Origin of the sequence: Enterobacter sp. ku-bf2, assembly GCF_001742765.1 — a bacterium.
Taxonomy (GTDB): domain Bacteria; phylum Pseudomonadota; class Gammaproteobacteria; order Enterobacterales; family Enterobacteriaceae; genus Enterobacter; species Enterobacter quasiroggenkampii.
Genome location: NZ_MDVW01000012.1, coordinates 407,542 through 429,076, shown reverse-complemented (window position 1 = coordinate 429,076; position 21,535 = coordinate 407,542). Strand labels below are relative to the sequence as shown.

Annotated in this window: 15 protein-coding genes and 1 tRNA gene; 8 read left to right on the top strand and 8 right to left on the bottom strand. The window is 52.1% G+C overall.

Annotation, left to right across the window (positions count from 1 at the left end; all coding sequences use genetic code 11):
* Nucleotides 1–160: 160 nt before the first annotated feature.
* From BFG58_RS14385 to BFG58_RS14365, 5 genes are all read left to right on the top strand, one after another.
* Nucleotides 161–1,801, top strand: a complete 1,641-nt coding sequence (locus BFG58_RS14385; RefSeq protein WP_069719999.1) for a sensor histidine kinase — start codon at nucleotides 161–163, stop codon at nucleotides 1,799–1,801.
* Nucleotides 1,785–2,480, top strand: a complete 696-nt coding sequence (locus BFG58_RS14380) for a response regulator (protein WP_063622394.1) — start codon at nucleotides 1,785–1,787, stop codon at nucleotides 2,478–2,480. The genes BFG58_RS14385 and BFG58_RS14380 overlap by 17 nt, the downstream gene beginning before the upstream one ends.
* A 168-nt stretch (nucleotides 2,481–2,648) precedes the next feature.
* On the top strand, nucleotides 2,649–3,737 hold the full coding sequence (locus tag BFG58_RS14375) for an ABC transporter substrate-binding protein (RefSeq protein ID WP_048224731.1): 1,089 nt from the start codon (nucleotides 2,649–2,651) through the stop codon (nucleotides 3,735–3,737).
* Between the two features lie 80 nt (nucleotides 3,738–3,817).
* Entirely contained in the window at nucleotides 3,818–5,587 is a 1,770-nt protein-coding gene (locus tag BFG58_RS14370) for an iron ABC transporter permease (protein ID WP_023294491.1), read from the top strand.
* On the top strand, nucleotides 5,580–6,650 hold the full coding sequence (locus tag BFG58_RS14365) for an ABC transporter ATP-binding protein (protein WP_021242036.1): 1,071 nt from the start codon (nucleotides 5,580–5,582) through the stop codon (nucleotides 6,648–6,650). Before BFG58_RS14370 ends, BFG58_RS14365 begins: the two co-directional genes overlap by 8 nt.
* Before the next feature lie 1,280 nt (nucleotides 6,651–7,930).
* Here BFG58_RS14365 and BFG58_RS14355 read toward each other — a convergent pair.
* Nucleotides 7,931–11,134, bottom strand: a complete 3,204-nt coding sequence (locus BFG58_RS14355) for an autotransporter outer membrane beta-barrel domain-containing protein (protein WP_069719998.1) — start codon at nucleotides 11,132–11,134, stop codon at nucleotides 7,931–7,933.
* A 369-nt stretch (nucleotides 11,135–11,503) separates the two neighbouring features.
* Between BFG58_RS14355 and BFG58_RS14350 the strand changes: the two genes are divergently transcribed.
* Both BFG58_RS14350 and BFG58_RS14345 read left to right on the top strand, forming a co-directional pair.
* Nucleotides 11,504–12,319 (top strand): winged helix-turn-helix domain-containing protein, encoded by an 816-nt coding sequence (locus BFG58_RS14350; RefSeq protein WP_069719997.1) that lies wholly within the window; start codon nucleotides 11,504–11,506, stop codon nucleotides 12,317–12,319.
* On the top strand, nucleotides 12,277–12,786 hold the full coding sequence (locus BFG58_RS14345) for a hypothetical protein (RefSeq protein ID WP_139125312.1): 510 nt from the start codon (nucleotides 12,277–12,279) through the stop codon (nucleotides 12,784–12,786). The genes BFG58_RS14350 and BFG58_RS14345 overlap by 43 nt, the downstream gene beginning before the upstream one ends.
* A gap of 988 nt (nucleotides 12,787–13,774) precedes the next feature.
* Here the strand turns inward: BFG58_RS14345 and BFG58_RS14340 are convergent.
* Both BFG58_RS14340 and actS read right to left on the bottom strand, forming a co-directional pair.
* Nucleotides 13,775–13,848: transfer RNA gene (locus tag BFG58_RS14340), tRNA-Gly, on the bottom strand.
* 80 nt (nucleotides 13,849–13,928) lie between these two features.
* Nucleotides 13,929–14,672, bottom strand: a complete 744-nt coding sequence (actS, locus tag BFG58_RS14335) for an amidase activator ActS (RefSeq protein WP_023294504.1) — start codon at nucleotides 14,670–14,672, stop codon at nucleotides 13,929–13,931.
* A gap of 163 nt (nucleotides 14,673–14,835) precedes the next feature.
* On the opposite strand from actS, the gene idi reads away from it, so the two are divergent.
* Nucleotides 14,836–15,378 (top strand): isopentenyl-diphosphate Delta-isomerase, encoded by a 543-nt coding sequence (idi, locus tag BFG58_RS14330; RefSeq protein WP_069719995.1) that lies wholly within the window; start codon nucleotides 14,836–14,838, stop codon nucleotides 15,376–15,378.
* Between the two features lie 39 nt (nucleotides 15,379–15,417).
* Here the strand turns inward: idi and lysS are convergent, their stop codons facing one another.
* The 5 genes from lysS to xerD all read right to left on the bottom strand — a co-directional run bounded on the left by lysS (nucleotide 15,418) and on the right by xerD (nucleotide 21,511).
* Nucleotides 15,418–16,935, bottom strand: a complete 1,518-nt coding sequence (gene lysS / locus BFG58_RS14325) for a lysine--tRNA ligase (RefSeq protein ID WP_021242046.1) — start codon at nucleotides 16,933–16,935, stop codon at nucleotides 15,418–15,420.
* 9 nt (nucleotides 16,936–16,944) lie between these two features.
* A protein-coding gene (gene prfB / locus BFG58_RS14320; protein ID WP_095908218.1) for a peptide chain release factor 2 occupies nucleotides 16,945–18,043 on the bottom strand; the annotation gives its coding sequence in 2 pieces (ribosomal slippage) (nucleotides 16,945–17,967 and nucleotides 17,969–18,043; 1,098 coding nt in all).
* A gap of 90 nt (nucleotides 18,044–18,133) precedes the next feature.
* Nucleotides 18,134–19,867: a single-stranded-DNA-specific exonuclease RecJ gene (gene recJ / locus BFG58_RS14315; protein WP_069719994.1), complete on the bottom strand. Its 1,734-nt coding sequence runs from the start codon at nucleotides 19,865–19,867 to the stop codon at nucleotides 18,134–18,136.
* Nucleotides 19,868–19,872: 5 nt separating this feature from the next.
* Nucleotides 19,873–20,586 (bottom strand): bifunctional protein-disulfide isomerase/oxidoreductase DsbC, encoded by a 714-nt coding sequence (dsbC, locus tag BFG58_RS14310; RefSeq protein ID WP_023333302.1) that lies wholly within the window; start codon nucleotides 20,584–20,586, stop codon nucleotides 19,873–19,875.
* A 28-nt stretch (nucleotides 20,587–20,614) separates the two neighbouring features.
* Nucleotides 20,615–21,511: a site-specific tyrosine recombinase XerD gene (xerD, locus tag BFG58_RS14305; protein WP_008499709.1), complete on the bottom strand. Its 897-nt coding sequence runs from the start codon at nucleotides 21,509–21,511 to the stop codon at nucleotides 20,615–20,617.
* Between the last annotated feature and the right edge of the window lie 24 nt (nucleotides 21,512–21,535).

The window sequence follows — 21,535 nt, the reverse complement described above, 5'->3', positions numbered from 1 at the left end:
TTATTATCGTGCTGAATGAAGAATAGCCTGACGGGATCCTGATGGCTATAACGCCGAAAACGAAAAGCCAGGTCACAACTCTTTTCTTGCCAGATTGCGTCCGCTATTTGCCCATGTCAGGCTCGGCAAATGCCACTTTTACATAACATCCGCAGGTTGAATGAAACGCAGACTCTCTTTTCAGGTAAAGCTGTTTTTAGCGCTGGTGTGCTTCTCTTGCCTGCTGTTAGTTCTGCTGGGAACGATCCTGTTTCATTTTATTGACCGGCAGCTCCATCACGATCTCGGTCAGCGTGCCCGGGTTCAGGCCAGCCAGATCGCGCTGATGCCGGGTCTGGCGGCAATGGTTGCGGCCAGAGATATCCCCGGCATCGCTCGGTTAATCCAGCCGCTGCGCGCCGAAAGCGATGCCAGCTACATTGTGATTGGCGATACCGAGGAACAGCACCTCTATCATTCGGAATCCCCGGAGCGGATTAATTTACCGATGATCGGCGGAGATAATGCGGAGGTATTAAAGGGCAAAACCATTATTTCCGTGCGCCAGGGCGGGATTGGGGTTTCACTGCGCAGCAAAGCGCCGATCTTTAACGCGCAGCACCAGGTGATTGGTATTGTCTCGGTCGGCTATCTGACCTCCTATATTGCCAATATTAATGCCCGCATTCTCTGGCAGTCCGGGCTGTACGGCGCGGCTCTTCTGCTGCTGCTGTTTATGTTCTCCTGGCTGTTTACCCGCAATCTCAAAAAACAGATGTTCCGACTGGAGCCGAAAGATATCGCTCAGCTGGTTTTGCAGCAGCGCGCGCTATTAGAAGCCATGTATGAGGGGGTATTTGCCGTCAATGAAGAGAAGCAGCTGATTTTAATTAACCGCGCCGCACGAGAAATGCTGGATATTCGGCAAAGTGAGAAAGCGCTGATCGGCAAACCGCTGGAAGACGTTCTGCAGACGTCGCCGGGCTTTTTATCCCAGCGCTACGCCTCGGTGAGCGCTGGCCGCCACGACCAGATTGCCGTGCTGAACCAGCGCGAGGTGATCGTCAACCGGGTGGCGATTGAGGTCGAACCCGGCGTTGAAAGCGGCTGGGTCTACAGCTTTCGCGACAAAAATGACATCAACACCCTCAGCAGCCAGCTCAGTCAGATCAAGCGCTATGCCGATAACCTGCGCATTATGCGCCACGAGCAGTTGAACTGGACCGCCACGCTGGTGGGCTTGCTGCAGATGAAACACTATGACGAGGCGATTCGTTACATCCAGGTGCAGTCCGAAGGCGCGCAGCGGGTGCTGGACTTTGTCTCCGCCCGTTTTTCCTCTCCCGCGCTGTGTGGTCTGCTGCTTGGAAAATACGTCAGCGCGCGCGAAAAAGGCATCGAATTGCTGTTTGATCCCGCCTGCCAGCTCACCCGAATGCCCGCCACGCTCAACGAAACGGAGCTGATGTCCATTATTGGTAACCTGCTGGATAACGCGGTGGACGCGACCCTTAAGGCACCGGTCCCCGCGCCGGTGGAACTTTACATATCTGACCGTAACCAGGAGCTGCTGATTGAGGTGGCCGACCGGGGCTGTGGGGTGGAGGATGCGATGAAGCCGCATATTTTCCGCCAGGGATTCAGCAGCAAACCGGAACGTGAAAACGACATTGTGGGCACCGAGCACGGTATTGGCCTGTATCTGGTGGCAGGATATATCGATAAGGCTGGCGGCAGCATTGAGATTGCCGACAACACGCCACAAGGGACTATTTTTTCTGTGTTTATTCCGAATGGGCTAAAGAATGACCCGAGCACTTGATGTTGTGATCGTTGAAGATGAGCCGCACCTGGCGGAGCTGCATCGCGAGTATATCGAGCAGAATTTTCATTTACGCGTGGTGGGTATCGCCGCGTCGATTGAGCAGGCATGTCGCCTGATTCGTCAGCACCAGCCGCGGCTAATCCTGCTGGACAACTATCTTCCGGACGGTAAAGGCGTGGAGCTCATCGATAACCCGCTGCTGAAAAGCTATGAGTGTTCGGTGATCTTCATCACCGCCGCCAGCGATATGCAGACCTGCAGCCACGCCATGCGCAGCGGCGCGTTTGACTACCTCATCAAGCCCGTCTTTTTCCAGCGACTGCACGCTTCGCTGGAGCGGTTTATGCGCTTCATCCACACCGTGCAGCAGGTGAAGGTGGTCGACCAGCATGCGCTGGATCGCCTGTTTCATCTGCCTGCCGCGGAAGCCTCCGTTACGCCGTCCACAAAGGGCATTGAGCCCCAGACGCTGGAGCGGATTAAACGCCTGTTCACCGAGCATCCCGACAGTGCGATGTCGGTTGAGGAGGTGGTGGAAAACGTGGGGATCAGCAAAACCACGGGGCGCCGCTATCTTGAATACTGCGTGGAGAGCGGGTTAATCAGCGTTGAAATGCTGTACGGCAATATTGGTCATCCTCGCCGGTTATACCGCAAAGCTCCCGATAAACCGTGATCCGCAACCGTTCGTTGGCTAACGGTCGCGGATTTTATGGTGTTAATTGCTGAAACGACGGCGACAATCACACTTCGGAATCATTGCCCTTGCCTCCCTATTGTCGGAGGCTCGCTTTACGCTATGTTGACAATTAGTTCCTCAAATGTAACTAAAAGGTTAACTATAATGTCGAACACGTTCCGAATTTCTCTGCTTACCGCTACCGTACTGTTCTCTGCTTCTGCACTGTCTGCCCTGCCGCAGGGTTATCCTGCTGAGTATCAAAAAGTGGTTGATGCCGCCACGAAAGAGGGCAAGGTTGTCATCTATTCCACCACCGACATCAAAGCTGCCGGCCCGCTGATCCAGGGCTTCGAAAAAACCTACCCGGGCATTAAAGTCGAATACAACGACATGAACAGCACCGAGCTGTACAACCGTTTCATCAGCGAACAGGCTTCCGGCGGCGTGAGCGGCGACGTGGTCTGGAGCTCCTCGATGGACACCGGCCTGAAGCTCGCCACCGACTACGCCATGGAGTACAAATCTCCGGAGCAAAGCCAGCTGCCGAAATGGGCGGTCTGGAAAGATAAGGCCTACGGCACCACCTATGAGCCGGTGGTCTTCATCTACAACAAGCGTCTGATCCCGGCTGGTGACGTGCCGGATTCTCACGCCGCGCTGGCGAAGCTTATCGCCAGCCAGACGGACAAATTCAAGAACAAAGTCACCACCTACGATATCGAAAAATCGGGTCTGGGCTTTATGCTTTCGGTGCAGGATCACAACGCCGATCCGAACTACTTTAAGACTCTGGCCGACGTCGCCAAAGGTGGCCTGTCGGTGCAGTCGTCTACCGGCACCATGATGGAGCGCGTCTCCTCCGGTGAAAACCTGATCGGCTTCAACATCCTCGGTTCTTATGCGGAAGCGCGTGCGAAGAACGATCCGTCACTCGGCATCTCCTATCCGAAGGATTACACCCTGGTGCTGTCGCGCGTGTCGTTCATCAGCCAGCAATCGCAAAACAGCAATGCCGCGAAGCTGTGGCTGGACTACGTGCTCTCTGAACAAGGGCAAAACATTCTGGCCAATCAGGCGGACATCCCCTCCATTCGTAACGATATCGAAGGCAAGAACGATATCGACGGCCTGACCAAAATCCTCGGCAACGCGCTGAAGCCGATCCCGGTTGATGAAACGCTGCTGGAATACCTGCAGCCGAAAAAACGCCTCGAGTACATCAAAGAGTGGCGTACCGCCGCCGGTAAATAAGCGTATGAGCGCGGCGCTGGCCGCCGCGCTCCCTTATCGACTGAGTTCGTTTTTCTGGGCTGCAATACCAGGGATACCCCATGAATACATTACGCAGAAAGTGGCAAAGCCTGCCGCGAGGCATCGTCGTGCTGATAACCGCCCTGGTTATCTACACGCCGCTGTCGTTTATCGTGATCCAGAGCTTCCTGTCCGCGCCGTTCTTTTCGCCGTCAAAAGAGTGGAGCTTTGAATCATTTGATTTTATTTTCACCGACCCCGATTTTTATAAGGCCCTGAAAAGCGGCTTTATTCTGGCTTTCGGGCTGGTCTTTATCTCTATCCCGCTGGGCGGCGTGCTGGCGTTTCTGATGGTGCGTACCGACCTGCCCGGTCGCCGGCTGATTGAGCCGCTGATCCTGGTCCCGATTTTCGTTTCACCGATGGTGCTGGGCTTCGGCTACGTGGTGGCCGCCGGTCCGGTGGGCTTTCTCTCCCAGTGGGCGGAGGCGCTGATTGGCTTTGTGCCGTGGAACATCTACGACATGTCGAGCATTGTGGTCATTGCCGGCCTGACGCACGTCCCGCACGCCTATCTGTATATCTCGTCAGCGCTGCGCAGCGTGGGCTCCGACGTGGAAGAAGCCGCGCGCACCGCGGGCGCGTCGCCCTGGCAGGTGATGACCTCCGTCAGCCTGCCGATGGTACGCCCGTCCATTCTGTATGCCACCGTGCTGCTGTTCTTCCTCGGGCTGGAGGTGTTCGGCCTGATGCTGGTCCTCGGCGACCCGGAAGGCAACATGGTGCTGGCGACCTATCTTTATAAGCTGACGAACAAGATGGGTACCCCATCCTATAACCTGATGGCGGCGGTTGCCGTGGTGCTGATCTGTATCACCATCCCGCTGGTGATGCTCCAGCGTCGCCTGATGCGTACTGCCAACCGCTTCGTCACCATGAAGGGCAAGGCCTCGCAGGCCCGCGCGCTACCGCTGGGTAAATGGCGCTGGGTGGCTGGCGCGGTGATTGCCTTCTGGCTCACCGTTACCATCGGCGTTCCGCTGCTCGGCGTGGTGCTGCGCGCGTTTATCTCCAACTGGGGCGTGGGCGTTTCGCTGTGGGACGAGCTTTCTCTGAACACCTTCCGCACCATCTGGGCGCAGCCCAACCTGCTGCGCGCCATCGTCAACTCCATGGCGATTGGCGTCATTGGCGGCGCGCTGGCCGTGGTGTGCTACCTGTTTGTCGGCATTGCCATGCACCGTAAGCCGGACAATACCACGCGTTTCCTGGACTACAGCGTGCTGGTGCCGCGCGCCGTGCCTGGCCTGCTGGCGGGTCTGGCCTTCCTGTGGGTGTTCCTGTTCCTGCCGATGTGGCTGGATAACTCGCTGAAATCAGGCTGGCTTTCCGGGTTTGCCTGGACCGACTGGATGCGTGAGAACGTCATCGTCTGGCTGCGCTCGCTGCGCAGCACCATTTTCAGCGTCTGGCTGGCCTATACCGTGGTGTGGATGGCTTACGGGCTGAGGCTTATCTCTTCCACGCTGCTGCAGGTAGGGCCGGAGCTTGAAGAAGCCGCGCGCAGCACCGGGGCGACGCGCGGGCAGATCACCCGCCACGTCACCATTCCGCTCTCCCGCTACGGTCTGATCGGTTCGTGGCTGCTGATGTTCCTGATCTTTGAACGCGAATACTCAACGGGTGTGTATCTGCTTTCGCCCGGCACGGAGACCATCGGCTCGATGCTGGTTTCCCTCTGGGCCGCGGGTGCCATTGATATCGTGGCGGCGCTCTCTTTCATTAACATCCTGCTTGTCGTGGTAGGTCTGGGCATTGCCCTTCGTTTCGGAGTGAAAATACATGATTGAATTAGCGGTTGACGATCTGCACTTAACCTACGGCGACAATCCTGTTTTAAAAGGTGTCTCCATGAACCTGAAGCGCGGCGAAGTGGTCTCCCTGTTAGGCCCCTCCGGCAGCGGCAAAACCACCCTGCTCCGCGCCGTCGCGGGTCTGGAAAAACCGACCCAGGGCTCGATTGTGATTGGCAACAATAAAGTATACGACGGCACGCCGCGCAGTGAGGTCCCGGCGGAAGAGCGTAACCTGGGGCTGGTATTCCAGTCCTATGCCCTGTGGCCGCACAAAACCGTGTTTGAGAACGTGGCCTATCCGCTCAAGCTGCGCAAAGTGCCGGCCAAAGAGATCCAGCAGCGCGTGCAGGACGTGCTGGACCAGCTTGGCCTGGGCCATCTTGGCAAACGTCACCCGCACCAGCTCTCCGGTGGGCAGCAGCAGCGCGTGGCGATTGGCCGCGCGCTGGTGTACAACCCGCCGGTGATTTTGCTGGACGAGCCGCTTTCCAACCTCGACGCCAAGCTGCGCGAAGAGGCCCGCGTGTTCCTGCGCGAGCTGATTATCAAGCTCGGGTTATCTGCACTGATGGTGACCCACGACCAGAACGAAGCGATGTCCATTTCCGACCGTATCCTGCTGCTCAACAACGGCAAAATTGAGCAACAGGGTACGCCGCAGGAGATGTACGGCTCGCCGAAAACGCTGTTTACCGCCGAGTTTATGGGCAGCAACAACCGCCTGCACGGCAAGGTCACCGAAGTGCGCGACGGCAGAGCGCGTATCGAAGGCAAAGGCTGGGTGCTGTGGGGCCAGGCCGGTGAAGGCGTGCAGAGTGGCGCTGACGCCACGGCGGTGATCCGCGTCGAGCGCGTGGCGGTGGTCGAGGGGCCAGGGGAAAATCAGCTTGAGCTACCGCTGCTCACCAGCATGTATCTCGGCGACCGCTGGGAATACCTGTTCCGCACGGTGGGAGATGATTTTGTGATCCGTGCGTATGGGCATGAGGTGCGGGATCCACAGCACTGCCATCTTTCGCTGCCGGAGAAGCATGTTTGGGTGTTCCCGAAAGGGTGAGGGTGTGAGGAAAGGCTGCGGGATGCGGCCTTTTTTGTTGGTGTATTATGAGTGCACGCAATCTATCCTATGTTAAATCATGTTTGGTGGACATTTAGTTCATAAACTTCCAGAGTCTTCCCGCAATCATGTACTCAAATCATCCCTGTCTTTTCATTTGTTGTGCATTAATTTGCCAGCAGATTAACTTCTGAATCATCATAGATAATCTATACACTTCCGAGTAGTTAATAAACTTCGTTAGTCAGGAGGGGCATTAATGACCCGCTCACCGGAAAAACAGGCTGGACAGGAGATACTTTTATTAATAGCGGGGGAACTGATTCTTGATAATTCGGTCGATAGTGTCGATGGAGGTCAGTAATCAGCTGGGTGGGTTTATCGATTCCCTGATTGAACCCAGTGCCGTACCCAGAGTAAGGTAATGCATGACGCGCTGCGTCTACTGCGCGAGAAGCAGGCAGAGTCACGCCTTAAGAATCCGCACGCTCTGCTTGCCGAAGAGCTTCAGCATCGTCGAGGCGAACCATGGAACAAGGATGCATTTATTTTTAATAACAATAACTTATAAGCTCTGCAGGTTTGCAATAATACATGACTATTTCCCGATAATGTATCAGCCCGGCATCAGAACATAAACCAACTTTGTGCATAAAGTTAGTTTTGATATTATATATTTGTTTTATGGATATGTTTAGGAGTTGCGATATATCAGGCACAGAAAAACCTGAGGTATAAAGTGATATTATCCGGTGCTCTTTAATGGTCAACTGGGGCTTTTTTTTGTTGTTGCGCGCACCAACATTAATATGAACGTTTTTCAGGAATTTACTAACAACCACTGTTAATTGCCTAATATCAGCATCAATATCTTCGTAATATATTTTTTCAGATTTAAGTATAGCAGCGAGAAAATTGATTGTGTGTTTTTTGCTATCACCAATGTAGGGTGAATTTGACATTGTTGAATACTAATAAAGTCCTGTAACGTAATCCATGGTTCTTCAAAAGCCATAATAATTAACTTTTCATCATTACAGGGTGCTGATGATGAGTTGTTTATAATTTGTGTTAATGCACGGTATACATAACTGGTTTTAGTATGGACGCTAATATTATTCACACCAACTCCTGATTGTACTAATGGCAATTTTTTGTCATATCATATGACCAGAGAGGTAAAATAAAGAGGGCCATGGGAATATGATGAAAATCAGGTGATTACAAAAAAAGTAACCACCTTGTTTATCCATAATGTATGGGCTAGTTTAAGCCAATAATTAGAAGAGATATTTAAATCCTATCATGGCCTGGGTATCACTGTAACCTTTATCGCCAATCTGCTGGGCCACGTTCCCCCACAGATTGATATTTGGATTAATTTGCCCCTCGACTCCTGCTTTTAACTCTCCAATATTTCGCGTACCCGCTATCTTAACGCTGACGCCGTCCATACGTGTGCCGAAAGTCTTTGTATTATGGATCCAGTTAGTTTCCACAAAAGGTTCAAAGACACGATTTTTACCTTCATCGATTAAACTGTGACCTTTAATGTATGCTCTCATACCAAGGCGGGACTGTATATTTCCATCACCTTCTGCACTCACCCGAGTTCCGTTAGATTCACGATGTTCATCACTTTTTACACCCATCCATGTCAGTTGCGCCACAGACTGAACATAGTAGCTTTCGCGGGTATTCTTCTCGCCAGTTTTCCAGGTATAGCCCGCTTCGACAGATGCTGTGAAGCCGTCAGATTTATAGCGTTCCGCTGCGAGTTTCTCTCCACTTACGGAGTTATTGAACCAATTGTAGAGCAACCAAGTATCAACATATCCTCCTGTTTTCTCGACATTATCCTGGAGCCAGGTCCCGTACACTCCGGCACTGTAGCCATTAACACTGCCATCAGCCTTGTAACCACTTTGACTACTCCGGGTATTGCTTTTTTGGTTGGCATACCCCCCCATGATGCCAAGATGGAAGCGATTTGCAGCATTACTACTCCATTGAGCAACGTCACCACCCATTTGCATAACATACCTGTTAGCCTGCGTCTTTAACTGTCCTGAACTGTCCTTAAACCTGGTGTGTCCACCAATATTCCGTAACCACATACTTGTTACTTTCTCTTCGCCTGTTAGTGCATCAACATAATGGGTCTCACCCAGTCGATCATGTAATCTGTGCACAAATAGTGTATTGGCGGCCAAAAGATTTGATGCATACTCACTACCTTCCGGACGAATAACAGGTTCCTGTCCCGGTTCTGGCATCGGCTCTGGTTCTGGTTTCGGTTCAGGCTCTGTAACAGGTTTAGTGTTGACAAGATACCAGTTACTGTAGTCTGCTCCTTTCCCACGACTCAAGTAATACTCATATGCTCCACCCACAATACGGCCTTTCTTCACGAACTCGCCGCTGGACTGTCCCCCAACAGTGATGAGTTCGATTCCCCGGGTGGTATACCCCCCTTTCCCGCCAATGTTATTCACATGAACATAAGTAGTGCCGGATGTGTCACCGCTGACTATCATTCTGTCTGTCGGCGAACTGTCATCGCCCAGTACGGAATTGAAATAGATATGACCTTGATCACCCGTATAGTCGCCAGAGACAAGAAGCTCGTTGCCTACCTGGTTTTTAGAAATATCCCCGCTTCTGCCAAGAATAATATTTCCCTTATTTATCAGCTTTCTGTCTATAATGAGCTGAGCAGGCGTATCCTTGTCGGAATGATAGCTGCTGACCCTGAGGGTTCCTCCATTTCTGACTTCGGTATCCCCCAGATATCCTTCAGCAGATAATGTTCCACTATTATGTATGGAAATATGCCCTCCCAGAGCGACGGAAGAGTCCACACCTCCTCCGGTGACAGAGAACGAACCGTTATAATTTGTGCTGTCACCACTGAGGTATAATGTCGATGCGCCTGTTTTTTCTGCCTGCCCTTTTCCTTCGAAAACCCCAGCATAGAGACTGTCGAAAGCCTGATCGATAACGAGACTGGCTTCTGTTATGTCTACAACACCACCTTTCCCTGACAGTTGCGCCATCGTTAAATCATGGTTATTAAGATTCAGTTTCCCGGCATTTACCGTATAGAAGGTATGATTAACGAATGCATCATCATCGTCTGAACGTAGTTCTCCGCCTTCAACCCGGGTTCCACCGGAATAGCTGTTTTTACCTGATAATGCCACCAGACCATCACCTGACTTAACGATACCCCCCTTACCGGATAATGAACCGTTAAGATACATTTCTTTTGCTTCACCAGCTTCGAGTACAGACTCAGAAAGAACATTCATGTTTACTTTTGTACTTAGCCGGTTATCACAATATTTGCAGTCATTAACACGGAGCGTCCCGCCATTCAGATTGAAAGCGTAATAACCGTCCCCTGCTTTAATTGCATCTTCTTCAGGTGACAAGTTACTGTTAGCTATAGTCATAAAACCGTTTTTATTGAGATTTACTGTTGCCGATGCGCCCTCGCTGCTGGCCATGAATAGTCCAGAAACCAGATTTTCAAATCCATCTTTATCAGTATTGGCTTTGCCTTCAAATATAACGTCGGCATCATTCTCTATATTGAGTACAGCAGAGCCTGCACCTTTCATGTTCACTTTAACGTCAATCGCAGGGAAAGTGTCCATGATATCGGATGCCAGTGACATCAGGCTCCGGACGATAAGCTTACTGCCTGCGCCAGAGACGTTGATTTCAGCAGACGGCGGAAGGAGGTTTGCAATAGCTTCATCGCGATCGATTATCGTCGATGCGCTTATTCTTCCAGCTGACACTTTACCGCCATCAAAAATATTCAGTATACCTCTACCTATATAGCCAAGATACATGGAGCCATTTTCCACATAATCCCCGAAAGATGGATCGTTGTTTATTGCATTTAGTTCACTCCCAGGGCCGGTAACAGTTATTACACCAGTATTGCTGTTATTACCCGTTCCGACAAAAATCTTATTATCGGAGAAAAGCACCGGTTTCCCCACATTCAGAATAGCACCATCCCTAATATTTAAAACGCCGTTCACCTGACTATCGCGTTTATTATTCCAGTCACGTATATCACTGCTTCCTACATGTAAACCAAGAGAGGTTAAGGGGCCAATATTTGGGCCTGTTAGGTTTAAAACCCCTGTTGTATCATTTACAGAATTATTACCTTCTGAAACGGTGCCTACTTTAAAGGTATTATCGCTGTTAAGATTTTTTGCATTTTCGGCTATGGTTAATGAACCCTTTCCACCATCAACTCCAACACTGAAGGAATGATTATAAGTTGAAGTTCCTTTTAAAATAAGCTCGCCACTTTGACCATCACCACCACCTATGATGTATCCTTTGTTTTCCCAGTCCCATGTACCGTCTTCAGTCACCTCAGATGAATTGAAATACAAAGGAGCAGAACTGGCTGACCAGCTCATCAAAAATAATGCAGATATTCCTGTAATGACTCTCATTTCTTCGTGCTCTGTTTTAATGATCTTAAAAACTATTATTAGCCAGATTTGAAATCGCAGCTATAATGATAACCCCAGATAAAATGAACCAAATTACTCGGTATCTCACTTTTACCTAGAATAATCTGAATTAATGTTACCAATAACTTTTCATTGATTAAAATCAACAATAATAATTTTTTTTATGAGTTTTATTTGGGTTCTGCATGAGATTTCAATACATTAATTTAAAACATATCTTTTAAATGATTATTATTTACATGCACAAAACCCACCCTCGTATAACTCCTTGATTTTATTGCTGTTGATTTTGTGGAAACAGGATGATGTTTCAACTAAGATTACTTTAACGAGCAAGGTGCATAAAAAATGACTGAAAAATTGGTTAAGGATAAAAAAAAAGAGATAGTTCTTATTGAAAAATCGGTGTACTTTTATCCGGAGCAAAGCTTATTGACATCCTTACACGGGGAGGAGAGCGTAAAACTTCTAAGCACGGCATCAGAATGCCTTTTAATATTAATCGAAAGGCAAGGAGATATTGTTCCTAAAGACGAATTTCTGGAAAGTGTATGGGGGCGAAAAGGTGTTATTGCAACCGAACATACGTTTTACCAGACGATACTTACAGTCCGGAAAGGATTTTCGCATCTGGGTCTCGATAATATTATAAAAACGAGATATCGTCGTGGTCTGTCGATTGAGAATTCAGTATGCATTATTAAGGGGGAAATGGTTGTTTCGGGAGAACTTTCTCATTACGAATCAAAAAAAAATAATACATCCCTTTTTGATGAAAGTGTTCAGGCTCCAGAGAAAACAGACTATAAAATGCGAGGGAGTTTATGGTTGTCTGTAGCGCTCTGGATTTTTGCTGGCGTTGTTTTAGGCGGGCTTGCAGCTTCAGTCATGAAGACACCATCAGGTGGATATTTCGAACGGTATCATCAGTTAACGTACATGAAAAGTGAATGTCCAGTTCTGGCCGAAGATTACAATTATGTTCCTGAACAAGTTCAATTTTTCTTCAGGCAAAAAAAAATAGAGTGCACACGTGATGAGAAGATATATTTTGCTGGGCGTAACTCAATCGGTATGCATTCTGTCATCAAGTGCGATAAAAATTTCCAGGAGGGCAAAGAGTGTTTAACCAATTTTTATCTGGACGCCGTTCAGGAAAAATAATAATCCTCTTAATTTTGTTAGCTGCTTTTGCTTCCGGCTTCGCGACCGTATTCCATTTTAAAAAAATTATATATGCCAGATATGAGGGAGTGCTCTGTTATGCAGGAATGAATATTTACCGTAAGAGCATGTTACTATCGTTACATCTTAAATATATACTGGATGATGGCAGGGGAGTCATAATCATGAGGGGACGCCTCTCAGATAACGGCACGGATATCGGCATAGTCAGTCGAGACATCGAATTAGATTACCAGAGGAAAGCCAGTTTAGTCACTGCACAGGTAAAATCCATTAGGAAAATGGCGCAAGATACCGCCAGTGATACTCTTCTGGCACCGTTACTTCCGGAAATTTGGTCTGGTAAGGGTAATCAGGGTGTTTTTTATATCTATCCCCAATACCCTAACGGATATGTGTTTGGTCGAAACTTCCTGCCGTCTTTTTATTGCAGTAATATCAAATAATCTGGTACAAACATAACTGCAGTAACGCCCATCAAGGATGGTGCAGCGGTTATCGTAACGTGGATGTGCATAATATTGTGACTATATCACTTATTATCGTGGGAACATAGGTTCGGCGACGGAGTTCAGGGTTCATTTCATCATCTTCCCGCCTTTCGGCTCCCCCCGGGCCAAGCTCAGCTGTCCGGCCTGCAATGTGCGATTTTCTTCCAGGGCCCCTTTCACTGCGCCTCCATGTGTTCATCGGTAGCCGTCAGGCGGCCACCAGCTCGCACAGCGGTAGCATCTATCCCGCAGTTCCCGTACGTCCTGTAGCAGGCTATCACGTCCCGGCTTTATTTTATTTTCGTCACGGGTTAAACAATATTTGATCTGAAACCGAAGCGCATTTTAGTGGTTACGTTTGGGAGGGGTGGTTGTTTTTTCCAGCGTACTGATTACTGCAACAGAAAATGATCATTATTGCCTTTAGGTTAATAATGTAATCAAGGCATCAATAACTGACATTTATTGCTTCAATAGTATTAGTTACTTTATCTTCTCATACAGATCCGATTTCTGCCGGTTTCGGATCCTTAATATCCACACTGCTACATTTTCGTGAAGCGATTACCATTTACCCCGTATAAATCAGTTTTAACAGGGAGTTAGCGGTAATTCTCCCCTCTGATGACGACTCTGGCCCTAAGCAACAGTTGCCGCTTTGCACATTACCTCACCGAAGTACACTTCCGGAAAAGTGCTCTATGCAGGAAAGTCGGATCTCACAAAGGTAGTTGTCCGGCAATTTTATGATGTTGTTATTTGGATGCTTATAATCAGGAAAGAAATGATGGTGACAGGAAAACCAATCGGGTGACAGTTTGGATCTTTAATCGAGAAATATTCCAGAGCGGAAATATTTCATATGTAAGAGACTCTTAAAACGCTGTAACCGCTGGTTTATCGAGTGAAAGTTAAGTTTGGAAGTCTTCAGAAGAGTTGAAGCTGGAGCGGGCGAAGGGAATCGAACCCTCGTATAGAGCTTGGGAAGCTCTCGTTCTACCATTGAACTACGCCCGCTTTGAGGTGCGTAAGGCATTATAGACCTTACGCACCTTCATACAAGCCTCTTCACAACTAACCGGCGATTAAATAATCACTTAGCACTTCGGTTTGCTGCCGGGCGCAGGAAGATAGCGCTGCGGATCGATGGCCGTCGCCTTATAGCGGATCTGGAAATGCAGCTTCACTGAGTCCGTACCGGTGCTGCCCATGGTGGCAATCTTCTGTCCGGCTTTGACGTTCTGCCCGTTGTTGACCAGCATCGTGTCGTTGTGCGCATAGGCCGTGATGTAGTCTTCGCCATGCTTAATCATGATCAGGTTACCGTAGCCGCGCAGCTGGTTACCCACATAAACCACCTTCCCGGCACCGGAGGCATAAACCGGCGTACCGCGCGCAGCGGCGATATCAATACCCTTGTTGCCACCTTCAGAGAGTGAGTAAGGGGCGACCACTTTACCGCTGGCAGGCCAAATCCAGCAGCGCTGTCCAACCGGCGGCCATGACGATTGCGGCACCTGATAGGACGGCGTCACTTTGGCGGTTTTGCCTTTCGAAGAGGACTTTTTGCCCGAGGACGAACCGCCGCTAACCTTCAGCTGCTGCCCCACCTCGATGGTGTAGGGCGGAGAGAGATTATTCAGCCGCGCCAGATCCTTCACGCTGGTGCCCGTTGCGCGCGAAATCCGGTACAGGGTGTCCCCGCGTTTGACGGTGTAGACCGAACCGGAATAGCTTCCCGTATCCGAAGATTTGCTCCCTGAACAACCCGCCAGTAATAGCGTCAGCGTCAGGCAAAAAATAGCGGTAAGGGGTTTTCTCGTCAGGCTTCCTGCAAACAAAACAGATCCTCGGTCAGCGTGAATGGCGCACTATGATAACAGCCAAAACGAACAGGGGTCATGCCCTTTTCCGCTCTACGAGCCAAACCGTTCGTATAAGAATGCAGTATAATGCTTCGGCTGATGGTGCTGAACCACTCGGCATTTTGGCACTGGAGCATCAATGAGTATTCAAGAACACGTTATTTTGGTAAACGACCAGGGAATGGTGATTGGCACTCAGGAAAAGTATGCCGCGCACACGTTACATACCCCGCTGCATCTGGCGTTCTCTTCCTGGCTTTTTAACGCAAAAGGGGAATGTCTGATCACCCGACGCGCCTTAAGCAAAAAAGCCTGGCCCGGCGTCTGGACCAACTCCGTGTGCGGCCACCCGCAGTCAGGTGAAGAAACAGTCCAGGCGATAATCCGCCGCTGCCGCTTTGAAGTAGGCGCAGAACTGACCGATATCACCGCCGTCGCCCCTGAATTTCGCTATCGGGAAACCGACCCGTCCGGGATCGTGGAAAACGAAATTTGCCCGGTATTCGCCGCCCGCATCACCAATGATGTGACGATAAACGAAGATGAAGTGATGGACTATCAGTGGGTTGAGCTGGACGCGCTATTCCGCGCGCTGGACGCGACGCCTTGGGCCTTTAGCCCGTGGATGGTCATGGAAGCGACAACCGCCCGCGAAAAACTCAAAGCCTTCGCAGAGCAATAAAAAAGCCCCTTTCGGGGCTTTTTTTTACATCTTAACGCCTTACTTCACCGGGCGCATCGCCGGGAACAGGATCACGTCACGGATGGTGTGGCTGTTGGTGAACAGCATCACCATACGGTCGATACCAATACCCAGACCCGCCGTTGGTGGCAGGCCGTGCTCCAGCGCGGTCACGTAGTCTTCGTCGAAGAACATCGCTTCGTCGTCGCCTGCCGCTTTCGCATCAACCTGATCCTGGAAGCGCTGAGCCTGGTCTTCCGCATCGTTCAGCTCGCTAAAGCCGTTGCCGATTTCACGGCCGCCGATGAAGAATTCGAAGCGGTCAGTGATCTCCGGGTTCTGGTCATTACGACGCGCCAGCGGAGAGACTTCAGCCGGATACTCGGTAATGAAGGTCGGCTGAATCAGGTGCGCTTCGGCCACTTCTTCGAAGATCTCGGTCACGATACGGCCCAGACCCCAGCTCTTCTCTACCTTGATACCGATGCTTTCGGCGATCGCTTTCGCAGAATCGAAGTTATCCAGATCGGCCATATTGGTTTCCGGACGGTACTTCTTAATCGCTTCGCGCATGGTCAGTTTTTCGAACGGCTTGCCGAAGTCGAAGACTTCTTCACCGTAAGGGACCTGCGTGGTGCCCAGAATATCCTGCGCCAGCGTACGGAACAGGGATTCGGTCAGCTCGATCAGATCTTTGTAATCCGCATACGCCATATAGAGTTCCATCATGGTGAACTCTGGGTTATGACGAACGGAGATCCCTTCGTTACGGAAGTTACGGTTGATCTCGAACACGCGGTCAAAACCACCAACCACCAGACGCTTCAGGTACAGTTCCGGCGCGATACGCAGGTACATGTCCAGGTCCAGGGCGTTGTGATGGGTGATGAACGGACGCGCAGACGCGCCGCCAGGGATCACCTGCATCATCGGGGTTTCCACTTCCATAAAGTCGCGGTTCACCATGAACTGGCGGATACCGGCCATGATCTGGGAGCGAATTTTGAAGGTCTTGCGGGATTCATCGTTAGAGATGAGATCCAGGTAGCGCTGACGATAGCGCGCTTCCTGATCCTGCAGGCCGTGGAATTTGTCCGGCAGCGGGCGCAGGGCTTTGGTCAGCAGACGCAGCTCGGTGCAGTGGATAGACAGTTCACCGGTCTTGGTTTTGAACAGTTTACCTTTCGCGCCCAGGATATCGCCCAGGTCCCACTTCTTGAACTGCTCGTTGTAGATGCCTTCCGGCAGATCGTCACGGGAAACGTACAGCTGGATACGGCCGCCAACGTCCTGCAGGGTCACGAAGGAGGCTTTACCCATGATACGACGGGTCATCATGCGGCCCGCAACGGCTACTTCAACGTTCAGCGCTTCCAGCTCTTCGTTCTCTTTCGCGTCGAAGTCAGCGTGCAGTTGGTCTGAGGTGTGGTCACGACGAAAATCGTTCGGGAACGGCACGCCCTGCTCGCGCAGCGCTGCCAGCTTCTCGCGGCGGGTTTTCAGTTCGTTGTTAAGATCGACTACCGCGTCAGCGCCCTGTGCTTGTTGTTCAGACATGTTGGTTCCTCATAACCCTGCTTTCAAACTTGCTTCGATAAATTGGTCCAGGCTGCCGTCCAGCACCGCCTGCGTGTTACGGGTTTCAACCCCGGTACGCAGGTCTTTGATGCGGGAGTCATCAAGGACGTAAGAACGGATCTGGCTGCCCCAGCCGATGTCAGACTTGTTGTCTTCCATCGCCTGTTTCTCAGCATTTTTCTTCTGCATCTCCAGCTCATAAAGCTTCGCTTTCATCTGCTTCATGGCCTGGTCTTTGTTCTTATGCTGGGAACGGTCGTTCTGGCATTGCGTTACCAGCCCGGTTGGAATGTGGGTAATACGCACCGCCGATTCCGTACGGTTAACGTGCTGGCCGCCCGCGCCGGATGCGCGATAAACGTCGATACGCAGGTCCGCCGGGTTAATTTCGATATCGATATCTTCATCAACTTCCGGGTAAACAAACGCGGAGCTGAAGGAGGTATGACGACGGCCGCCGGAGTCGAACGGGCTCTTACGCACCAGGCGGTGAACGCCGGTTTCAGTACGCAGCCAGCCGTAGGCGTAATCACCGATGATCTTGATGGTGACGGATTTAATACCGGCCACTTCACCTTCAGACTCTTCGATAATTTCAGTTTTAAAGCCGCGCGCTTCGGCCCAGCGCAGATACATACGCATCAGCATGCTGGCCCAGTCCTGCGCTTCGGTACCGCCAGAACCTGCCTGAATATCGAGATAGCAGTCAGCGCTGTCGTATTCGCCGGAGAACATGCGACGGAATTCAAGCTGCGCCAGCTTCTCTTCCAGCACGTCGAGTTCTGCTACGGCTTCGTTAAAGGTTTCTTCGTCGTCGGCTTCGACGGCCAGCTCCAGCAAACCGGAAACATCTTCCAGCCCCTGGGCCATTTGATCCAGCGTATCTACGATAGCTTCGAGAGAGGAACGCTCTTTACCCAGCGCCTGTGCGCGTTCAGGTTCGTTCCAGACGTCCGGCTGTTCCAGCTCGGCGTTTACTTCTTCAAGACGCTCTTTCTTGGCATCGTAGTCAAAGATACCCCCTAAGAACGTCAGAGCGCTCCGTGAGGTCCTGAATACGGTTTTTTACCGGATTAATTTCAAACATGGTCTGTTTTCTTTTATGGACTTGTCAAAATGCGGTGATAAGAGCGGGATTGTACCGAATCCACGCCCTTTTTTATAGAGATTACTGCCGCTAAATTGGCCAGATATTGTCGATGATGATCTGAAGGGTGCGGTTACCGCGAAACTCGTTGATGTCCAGTTTGTACGCCAGCTCGACCTCGCGCACGCCGTTGTCCGGCCACACCGTCGTGTCAACGTTAAAGGCAATGCCGTCCAGCAGCGGGCCGCCGCCGACCGGTTCCACCATCACCTTCAGATGACGCTCGCCGACGATGCGCTGCTGCAGCAGGCGGAAACGGCCGTCGAATAGCGGCTCCGGGAACATCTGCCCCCATGGACCGGCATCGCGGAGCATTTGCGCCACGTCCATCGTCATCTCAAGTGGTGAAAGCTCGCCATCGGACACCACTTCACCCTGCAGCAGGGCCGGGTCAATCCAGTCGGTAACCAGCTCGCCGAAGAGGCGCTGAAACTCGTCGAATTTCGCCTCTTCCAGCGACAGGCCTGCCGCCATCGCATGGCCGCCGAACTTGATCATCAGGCCCGGATACAGCGTATCGAGACGCTCCAGCGCGTCGCGCATGTGCAGACCCTGAATCGAGCGGCCAGAGCCTTTCAGCGTGCCGTCGCCCGCGGGGGCGAAGGCGATCACCGGGCGGTGGAAGCGCTCTTTGATGCGCGACGCCAGAATGCCGACCACGCCCTGATGCCACTCGGGATGGTACATCGCCAGGCCGCCCGGCAGCGTATCGCCGCTGCGCTCCAGTTTTTCACACAGGGTCAGCGCTTCGGCCTGCATCCCCTGCTCAATCTCTTTACGTGTCTGGTTCAGGGCGTCCAGCTCGTTGGCCAGCACGCGCGCTTCACCAATGTTGTCGCACAGCAGCAGCGCGACGCCAACGGACATATCGTCCAGTCTTCCGGCCGCGTTCAGGCGCGGCCCAAGGGCAAAGCCCAAATCGCTTGCCGCCAGCTTGAGCGGGTCGCGGTTGGCGATTTCCAGCAGCGCCTTGATCCCCGGGCGGCACTTGCCTGCCCGGATACGGCTTAAGCCCTGCCAGGTCAAAATACGGTTATTGGTATCGAGCGGGACCACGTCAGCGACGGTACCCAGTGCCACCAGATCGAGATATTCGGCCAGGTTCGGTACGGCAATACCGCGGGATTCGAACCAGCCCTTGTCGCGTAACAGGGTACGCAGCGCCAGCATCAGATAAAACGCCACGCCTACGCCCGCAAGGGATTTCGACGGAAAATCGCAGTCGCGCAGATTGGGGTTAATAATCGCCTCGGCGGCAGGGAGCGTTTCACCGGGGAGATGGTGATCGGTAACCAGCACCGGGATCCCCAGCGCGTGGGCATGATCGACCCCCGCATGGGAAGAGATCCCGTTATCGACGGTCATGATCATCTGCGCACCGCGAGCGTGGGCCTGATCGACCACTTCCGGGCTGAGTCCGTAGCCGTCTTCAAAACGGTTCGGCACCAGATACGTGACGTTATCGCAGCCCAGCGCGCGCAGGCTGAGCACGCTCAGCGCGGTGCTGGTGGCGCCATCGGCGTCGAAATCCCCTACCACCACGATGCGCGTGCCCTCACGCAGGGCGTGGTAGAGCATTTCAGTGGCTTTTTCGATGCCGTTCAGCTGCTGCCAGGGCAGCATCCCTTTCACGCTGCGTTCCAGATCTTCAGCGCGACGCACGCCGCGGCTGGCGTAGAGGCGCTTCAGCAGCGGCGGGAGATCGTCCGGTAAATCAACCGGTTCAACCGCCTCGCGGCGGCGCAATTTTATCGGGGCTTTCACGCGGATTATTTACCACTAACCTGTTTCTGGTGCGCGTCGAGGAACTCTTTCATCTCTTTTGGTCCCTGATAGCCCGGAACGACATACCCGTTGCTCAGGACAATTGCTGGCGTACCGCTCACGCCAAACTGCACGCCCAGCGCGTAGTGGTTAGCAATGTCGATATCGCAGGAGGCTGGCTTAACCTCTTTTCCGCTCATCGCATCATCAAAGGCTTTGTTGCGGTCTTTCGCACACCAGATGGCCTTCATGTCCTGCTCTGGCTGGCTCTGTACGCCCGCGCGCGGGAAGGCCAGATAGCGCACGGTAATACCCAGCGCGTTGTAATCTTTCATCTCTTCATGCAGCTTGTGGCAGTAGCCGCAGGTGATGTCGGTGAAGACGGTAATGACGTGTTTTTCCTGCGCCGCCTTATAAACGATCATCTCTTTTTCGAGCGCGTTCAGGTTTTTCATCAGCAGCTGGTTGGTCACGTTGACCGGCTGTGCGCCGCTCACGTCGTACATTGGCCCCTGAATAATGTGTTTGCCGTCTTCGGTGACGTACAACACGCCGCTGTTGGTCAGTACCGTTTTCATTCCGGCGACCGGTGCTGGCTGAATATCGCTGCCGGTGACGCCAAGCTTAGCGAGCGACTGTTTGATAGCGGCGTCGTCAGCATGGGCGAAACCGGTAAAGGAGGCTGCCAGCAGGGTGAACAGCGCGAAACTCTTTTTCATAGTTGATCCTGTTACAATTCGTCGGCACTCACGCACGAGGGTGGTGCTGTTGGTGTAGCTGCCGCAGGCGTTCCGTCGCGACATGGGTGTAAATTTGCGTCGTGGAAAGATCGCTATGTCCCAGCAGCATCTGCACCACGCGTAAATCCGCGCCGTGGTTGAGCAGATGCGTCGCGAAGGCATGACGCAATACGTGCGGCGAAAGCTTTTCACTGTCGATACCGGCCAGTGTGGCGTAATGCTTGATGCGATGCCAGAACGTTTGCCGCGTCATCTGCTGTGCGCGCTGGCTCGGAAACAGAACGTCGATAGACGCGCCGTTGAGCAGCCACGGGCGACCGTGCTCCAGATACGTTTCCAGCCAGTAAACCGCCTCTTCGCCCAGCGGAACCAGCCTTTCCTTGTTTCCTTTACCGATGACGCGCACCACGCCCTGACGCAGGCTGATGTCGCTCATCGTCAGGCCAACCAGTTCCGAAACGCGCAGGCCGGTAGCATACAATAGCTCAAGCATGGCTTTATCGCGTAACTCCAGCGGCAGGTCAACTGCCGGTGACTGTAATAATCTCTCAACTTGTGCTTCGCTGAGATCTTTCGGCAGCCGCTGCGGGAGCTTAGGGGATGCCAGCAGCGCGCTGGGATCGTCTTCGCGGATCTTCTCACGGTAGAGATGCTGGAACAGCCGACGCATGGCGCTGAGCAAGCGCGCAGAACTGGTCGCTTTGTAGCCCCCTTCGACACGTTCACCGAGCAGCGCCTGCAGGTCGTCGCTTTGCGCGCTCGCCAGCGAGAGCTGCCGACGGGCCAGCCACTCCACCAGCATGGTAAGATCGCGCCGATAGGCGCTGAGCGTATTCTCGGCCAGATTTTTTTCCAGCCACAGCGCGTCGAGAAACTGTTCAACGAGTGCGAGATCCTTTTCCACATCAGCCCCTTTGATTCTGCAGTC

What these genes read in the sequence shown, in the direction of transcription:
- BFG58_RS14385 (WP_069719999.1), top strand. Translation starts at nt 161, where the DNA reads ATGAAACGCAGACTCTCTTTTCAGGTAAAGCTGTTTTTAGCGCTGGTG.
- BFG58_RS14380 (WP_063622394.1), top strand. Translation starts at nt 1,785, where the DNA reads ATGACCCGAGCACTTGATGTTGTGATCGTTGAAGATGAGCCGCACCTG.
- BFG58_RS14375 (WP_048224731.1), top strand. Translation starts at nt 2,649, where the DNA reads ATGTCGAACACGTTCCGAATTTCTCTGCTTACCGCTACCGTACTGTTC.
- BFG58_RS14370 (WP_023294491.1), top strand. Translation starts at nt 3,818, where the DNA reads ATGAATACATTACGCAGAAAGTGGCAAAGCCTGCCGCGAGGCATCGTC.
- BFG58_RS14365 (WP_021242036.1), top strand. Translation starts at nt 5,580, where the DNA reads ATGATTGAATTAGCGGTTGACGATCTGCACTTAACCTACGGCGACAAT.
- BFG58_RS14355 (WP_069719998.1), bottom strand. Translation starts at nt 11,134, where the DNA reads ATGAGAGTCATTACAGGAATATCTGCATTATTTTTGATGAGCTGGTCA.
- BFG58_RS14350 (WP_069719997.1), top strand. Translation starts at nt 11,504, where the DNA reads ATGACTGAAAAATTGGTTAAGGATAAAAAAAAAGAGATAGTTCTTATT.
- idi (WP_069719995.1), top strand. Translation starts at nt 14,836, where the DNA reads ATGAGTATTCAAGAACACGTTATTTTGGTAAACGACCAGGGAATGGTG.
- lysS (WP_021242046.1), bottom strand. Translation starts at nt 16,935, where the DNA reads ATGTCTGAACAACAAGCACAGGGCGCTGACGCGGTAGTCGATCTTAAC.
- dsbC (WP_023333302.1), bottom strand. Translation starts at nt 20,586, where the DNA reads ATGAAAAAGAGTTTCGCGCTGTTCACCCTGCTGGCAGCCTCCTTTACC.